Raw genomic sequence first — 6,607 nt, forward strand, 5'->3', positions numbered from 1 at the left:
CCACGAGACGCGACTCGGGAATGCCCACGGCGCGGGGCGAGGCGTCGCCTGAGCCGGGCGGGCGGTTCACCGCCGCCGCCTCGCGCCAGGCTCTCGCCGCGATCTGCGCCGTGGCGGGGCTGGACGACACGGACGCGGTCGCGCTGAAGCTCACCGTCAACTCGGTCTATCGGCTGCCCCGCGCCGCGGCGGTCGTGCGCATCGCGACGTCGCCCGCGATGACCCACCGGATCCCCAAGGTCATCCGGGTGGCCCGCTGGCTGGAGGCCGCGGGGGTGCCGGCCGTCCGCCTGTTCCCCGGCGTGCCGGCGCCGGTGACGGCCGGCGGGGCGCGGGCGACGGTGTGGGTGGACGAGACGGCGCGGGCGGACGAGGGGACCCTCGCCTCGACAGCCCCGCGCGCCGCGGACCTGGGCGCCGCGCTGCGCCGGCTGCACGCCCTCGAGCCGCCGCGGCCGGCGCTGCCCGACTGGGACCCGCTCGACGACGCCCGCCGGCGGATCTCCGACGCGGAGGGGCTGCCCGCGGCCGACCGGGACTTCCTCGAGGAGCTCCTCGACCGCGTCGCCACGGACCTGCGCGCGGTGCGCTACCGGCTGCCGACCGCGGTGGTCCACGGCGACGCGCACCTCGGCAACCTGATCAGGGCACCGGACGGGCGGGTCCTGCTCTGCGACTTCGACTCGGTCAGCGTCGGCCCGGCCGAGTGGGACCTCGTCCCGGTGGCCGTCGGGGCGCTGCGGTTCGGCCACCCGCCCAGCCGGCACGCCGAGCTCGCCGCCGCCTACGGCGTCGACGTCACCCGGTGGGACGGATTCGGCGCCCTGCGCGCCGTTCGCGAGCTCAAACTCGTCACCAGCGTCCTGCCGATCCTGGCCAGCAGCCCGACCGTCGCCGCTCAGTTCCGCGTCCGCCTCGCCAGCCTGCGCGCCGGCGACCAGACCATCCGCTGGGCTCCCTACCGGTAGGCGCGGGCCACCGCCCGGCGGCGGCCGGCGCGCGGGTGGCGGCCGGCACGCGGGCGGTGGCCGACCGTCATCACCTATGACCAACTGTGACCGGGGTGACCGGGGCGTGACCGGCTCCGTCGGTCACGCGCTGGTCTGGACCGGGCGCCGTTCGGCAGACTGGTCGCGGTGGACACAGTGGAGCTGCGCGCGCTGCTGACCGAGGTCGCCGCCGGCCGGGTCGGCACGGACGAGGCGCTGGCCAGGCTCGCGGCCGGGCCGCTGGGCAACGGCGCCGGTTTCGTCGATCTCGGCTACGCGCGGGTCGACACACACCGCGGCGTGCGGACCGGCGACCCCGAGGTCGTCTACGGGGCCGGCAAGACCGCGGCCGAGACGGTCGGCATCGGCGCCGCGCTGCGCGCGGCGAGCGGCGGTGGCCGGCCCACCCTGGTCACCAGGGCCGGCCGGGAGACGGTCGACGCGCTGCTCGCCCGCTGGCCGGACGCCCAGGTGGCCGACGGCCCCGGCGGTGGCGGCGCCGAGCGGCTCGCGACCGTCGCCGTCGGCCAGCCGCCGCCCGCGCGCGGCCGGGTCGTCGTGGTCTGTGCCGGCACGTCGGACGGGCCGGTGGCGGACGAGGCGGCGCTGACCGCCGCGGCGAGCGGCGCCGGGGTGGAGGTGCTGCGCGACGTCGGGGTGGCCGGGCTGCACCGGCTGCTGGCGGTCCGCGACGTGCTCGCGTCCGCCGACTGCCTGGTGGTGGTCGCGGGCATGGAGGGCGCGCTGCCCAGCGTCATCGGCGGGCTGGTCGGTGTGCCGCTGGTCGCGGTGCCCACCAGCGTCGGGTACGGCGCGGCGTTCGGCGGGCTGGCGGCGCTGCTCGGAATGCTCACCGCGTGCGCGCCGGGGATCGCGGTCTGCAACATCGACAACGGATTCGGCGCCGGGCTGTTCGCCGCCAGGGTCGCCCGCGCCGCGGGCGACCGCCTCCCCGGGGCCGAGCCAGCCGCCGCCGACGGCAAGGCCACGGTCACCGCGGGCTCGGCCGGCCCGCGGTGACCGACCCGGGCCCGCGCCGGGTCGGCTGGCTGGATCTGTCCTGCGGCGCCAGCGGCGACATGCTGCTGGGCGCGCTCGTCGGTGCCGGGGTGCCCCTCGACGTCCTCACGGCCGCGGTGGACGCGCTGGGGCTGCCCATCCGGCTCGAGGCGCGCCAGGTGCGCCGCGCGGGCCTCGCCGCGACCAAGGTCGACGTCCGCACGCCAGCCGGCGACGCCACGACGTGGGTCCTCCCGGATGACGGGCCCGCGCCCGCCTCCTCCGCGGGGGCGCGCACCTGGGCGGACATTCGCGCCCTGCTCGCCGCCGCGCCGCTGGCCGCGCCGGTCCGGGAGCGGGCGACGGCGACGTTCGCCGCGCTCGCCGCCGCCGAGGCGCGAGTGCACGGGATCGATCCCGCCGCGGTGCACTTCCACGAGGTGGGCGCGCTGGACGCGATCGCGGACGTGGTCGGGGTGTCCGCCGGTCTCGACCACCTCGCGCTGGACGAGCTGGTGGCCACGCCCATCGCGCTCGGCGGGGGCCGCGCGGCGACGGCGCACGGTGTGCTGCCGATCCCCGGGCCGGCCGTGCTGGAGCTGCTGGCGGCGGCCGGCGCGCCGGCCGCCGGCGGCCCCGTCGCCGTCGAGCTGTGCACCCCGACCGGCGCCGCGCTCGTCGTCACGGCGGCGACCGACTACGGCCAGCTGCCGCCGCTGCGGGTGACGGCCGTCGGCAGTGGCGCCGGCACCCGCGACCTGCCCGGCAGGCCCAACATCGTCCGCCTGGTCGTCGGCGACGCCCTCGGCGACCGCCCCGCCGGGCCGTCGGCCCGCCGGGCCGTCGGGCCGCCGACGTCCGCGGCCGAGCCGGCCACCGCCCACGCCCTCGGCGTGGACGACCACCCCGGTGGCCACGCCCACGGCGGTCAGGCGCATGGTCGGCACCAGAACGACGCCCACTCCCACGGCGACCACCCCCACGGTCACCACCCCCATGGAGGTCACTTTCGCGGTGACCGCTTCGACGGTGACCGCTTCGGCGGTGGCCATCTCGACTGTGACCACTCCGGCGGTGACCACTCCGGCAGTGGTCACTCGGACGGTGGTCACTCCGGCGGTGACCACGCGCGCCGAGACCCTGGGCCGGCGGCTGAAGCCGCCGGGCGCCCCGGCGACGGCGACGGTGCCGCGGGCGTGGTGACCAGCGAGGAACTGCTGCTGGAGGCGAACGTCGACGACCTGGACCCGCGGGTCTGGCCGTCGGTGCTGACGGCGCTGCTCGACGCCGGGGCAGTGGACGCCTGGCTCACCCCGATCCTGATGAAGAAGGGCCGCCCGGCGCACACGCTGCGCGCGCTGGTGCCGCCGTGGCACGCGGCCGCGGCGCGGGCCGCGGTCTTCCGGCACACCTCCACCCTGGGGCTGCGCGAGATCCCGGTCCGCAAGCACGCCCGCGCGCGCGGGATGCGCGCGGTCGAGGTGGCCGGTCACCCGGTACGGGTGAAGATCTCGTTCGGCGGCGCCGGAGGCGACGCGACCCTGGACGGGGTCGCCCAGCCGGAGTGGGAGGACGTCGCCCGGGCGGCGGGGGAGCTCGGCTGGCCCACACGCCGCGTGCTCGCCGCCGCGTCCGCGCTCGCCCACGCCGGCCGCTGGTCCGATGCCCCCGCGCCCGGTCCGGGCGTCGGCTCGGGTGCCGGCTCGGGCATCGACGAGGGTTCCGGCGGGGGTTCTGGCGCGCGATGACCGCCGCGACGGCCCACACACGGCCCACGTGGCGGCGCCCGGGGCCCGCTGGCACCGTGAAGCTCGTCGCCTGGCCGCCTGCTCCCGGCCCGCCGGCTTCTCGGGCGTCTCGCCGGCTGGCCGACGGACGCGTGTTCGGGCACCGAAACCACAGCGGCTCATCGATCGGGAAGGCCATGGAGCCCACCGCCCGCCGGCATGGGACTATGGGGTGGGTGCTTATAGTGATCTTTGGTCATCTCCGCGCCATGGACTAGCCCATCGGTGTTCTAGTCCTCGGTGTGCCCATCCCCCGCGGGAGGGGTTTCTGTGGACAAAGCGGACGCTGGGCCGGATCGTGAGATCTCCGCCCATGACGGGGCAGACCGGATGGGATCATGAGGAGCGACACGGACATCGACGCCGGGAACGGGTACTCGCCCTCGCGGTACCCGGGGCAGCCGCGCGTGGACGTCGCTCCGGCGCCACCCGGCGCGGACCGGCTCGGTCCAACGTCACTGCCGTTCGCCAACGGGTACCTCGGCCAGGCGGCCGGGGTCCTCGGAATTTCCGCCGAATCCGGGGTTCCTGTCGGATCGGCGGAGCCGAGCGGGCAGGTCCGGGAACCAGTTCGGGGAGGCCACGGGGAGCCGCTTGGCGAGCCGGGCAGCGGCTTCTACGGCTCCTACGGCAGTTCCTACGACGGTTCCTACGGCGCCGACAGCCCGCTGGTCGGACGCCTGCCCGGCGTGGGCGCTCCGGGCCAGTACACGCCGCCACCGCCACCGCTCTCTCCACCACCGCCGCCGCCAGTGCCGCCGCCCGGTGGGGAGAACCCCCGATTCCGCGGCTCGCCCGGTCACGCTCCAGCCGCGCCCGGCGAGACCCTGAACGACCGCTGGGGTGCCGCGCCCGACTGGCGGCCGCAGGCACCCGGCGCCTTCCCGCCGCCGATCCCCCGAGCCGGCTTCGCCGAACCCGCGGGAACCCCGGTCGCCCGGGTGGCGGACGTGGACGCCGCGGGCCCGCGGCCGGTCCCGCCGCCACCTCCATCCCCCCCGCCGCCGCCACCGTCCGGCGGCCCGCGTGTCGCCGGGGTTCCCGCCCGGCCGCCCTGGGAGGTCAGCGGGCCGGCGAACCCCACCCGCGCGGCCCCGCCGATGCCCGGCCCGGGGGGCTTCGACGCGTATGGCCAGCTCACCGCCAGGCCGGGCGGGCAGCCGCCTGACGGGCCCGGCTGGCGCGCCGACTCCTGGGACTCGCCCCGCCCGCCCGCGCCCCCACGCGCCCCGGGCCAACCGGTACCGGGCACCCCCGCGTACCCGCCGCCGGGCGGGCCCGGTCCGGCCGACCGCCCAGGCACCCCGGAGGCGTTCGGCGCGCGCGCGCCCGAGCGCGACGCGTTCAGCGGCTTCTCCGTCGGCTCCCCGTCGCCGAGCACGTCGCCACGAGCGACGCCGAACGGCTGGTCGCCGGCCTCCCAGCCCGGCTCCCGGACCCCTCCGCGAACCCCCCAGACCGACTTCCGGACCGCCCAGCAGAACTCCCAGAGCGGCTTCCAGACCTCCCCGATCGGCTCCGCCGATCGGGCAGGGACCCCGGATCCGGCGGGGACCCCGGGCTTCGCCGAGGCGACGGGAACCCGGGATCCGGCGGGGTCACCGAGGGCTCCGGAGTACCCGAGGGCCCCCGAATATCCAAGGACCCCTGAATACCCGAGGGCATCGGAGTACCCGTCGGCGCGCGCCGGCATGCCGGCCCAGCCGGCGGCCCCGCCGCCCAGGCCCCCGGCCGCGCCCGGCGGGCAGCGGCTGATGGACAACTGGCAGGCCGGCTATCCCTCCTACGTGCCCACGGACCCGCCGGGAGCCGCGGGGAGCGGCGGTAGGCAGGCCCCGCCCGCCCGACCGGCGCCGGGCGTGCCCGGCGACCCCTTCGTGACCACCGGCCGGTCGCCGGCCGACCCGTCGCGACACGACCCGTTCAGCCTGTCCCCCCACGACCCGATCGGCGGGCCGGGAGGCGCGCCGGCCGACTACGCGCGCCAGCGCGACCCGATGGCTGGCCTCCCCCGCGCCGACGAGCCGCGACCGGGGACGGGCAGGCATGTGCCCTGGGCCCCCGGTCATCCGTCCTGGCCGCCGACAGGGCTGTCCGTGGACAACCCGAACGCGCCCCCGCGACCGCCCGCCGGACCAGGCGGCCCGCCCGCCGGGCCACATCTCGCGGGGCCGGCGGCCATCGGGCAGCGTCCCGGCGGCTCGACGCCCAGCGCTGGTGGCGGCGCCGGCTACCCGCCGGCCGGCAGGCCCGGCCCGGCCGCCGGCGGGCCACCCGGAACTGGCGCGCCGCGGCCGGTCGACCCGTTCGTCCTCGGCGGCCCCGGCGACGCCCGCCCCGCCGGGCCCCCGGCCGGTGGCCTGAGGGTGGAGCGCGACCCGCGCGCCGCCCGCGGCCCCGCGGCCCCGGTGGGCGGCGTGGCGAACGGCGGCGCCTCCGCGTTCGGTCCCGGCCCCGTGGTGGAGGCAAGGCCGGGAGGCGACATCGCGGTCGGCGGCGGCCCCAGGCCGGTCCCGCCGGCGCCACCCGCCCGGATTCCCAGCCCGTGGGTCGTCGAGGGCCCCGGAGTTCCCGCCGGACCGGCGGTTCCCGCCGGATCCGGGGTCCCTGCCCGATCGGCGGAGCCGATCGGGGAGGTCTGGAAGCCGATCGGGGACGCCCGCAAGCCGATCTGGGAGGTCGGATGGGAGGTCAGCGGCCAGCGCCCCGGCGCGCCTCGGCCGCTTCCCGACGGCCACCAACGACAGCCGGGCCAGCCGGGCCAGCGTGAGCTGAACGGGGCGGGCCGCCCCCCCCCCGGGGGGGGGGCCGGCGCCGGGGGGGGTTTAACAA

The 6,607-nt window shown here is 78.5% G+C and carries 3 protein-coding genes and 1 pseudogene; all 4 read left to right on the forward strand.

The window, feature by feature from the left end:
* The first annotated feature begins 20 nt into the window (after positions 1 to 20).
* Positions 21 to 968, forward strand: coding sequence for a phosphotransferase family protein (locus tag I6A81_RS38725; RefSeq protein WP_203004327.1), 948 nt, complete (start codon positions 21 to 23; stop codon positions 966 to 968).
* Between the two features lie 168 nt (positions 969 to 1,136).
* Entirely contained in the window at positions 1,137 to 2,009 is an 873-nt protein-coding gene (gene larB, locus I6A81_RS38730) for a nickel pincer cofactor biosynthesis protein LarB (protein WP_307875194.1), read from the forward strand.
* Entirely contained in the window at positions 2,006 to 3,736 is a 1,731-nt protein-coding gene (larC, locus tag I6A81_RS38735) for a nickel pincer cofactor biosynthesis protein LarC (RefSeq protein ID WP_307875195.1), read from the forward strand. The genes larB and larC overlap by 4 nt, the downstream gene beginning before the upstream one ends.
* A 377-nt stretch (positions 3,737 to 4,113) precedes the next feature.
* A pseudogene (locus tag I6A81_RS38740) lies at positions 4,114 to 6,607 on the forward strand (hypothetical protein); the annotation flags it as partial.

The organism is Frankia nepalensis, from assembly GCF_016786325.1.
GTDB lineage: Bacteria > Actinomycetota > Actinomycetes > Frankiales > Frankiaceae > Pseudofrankia > Pseudofrankia nepalensis.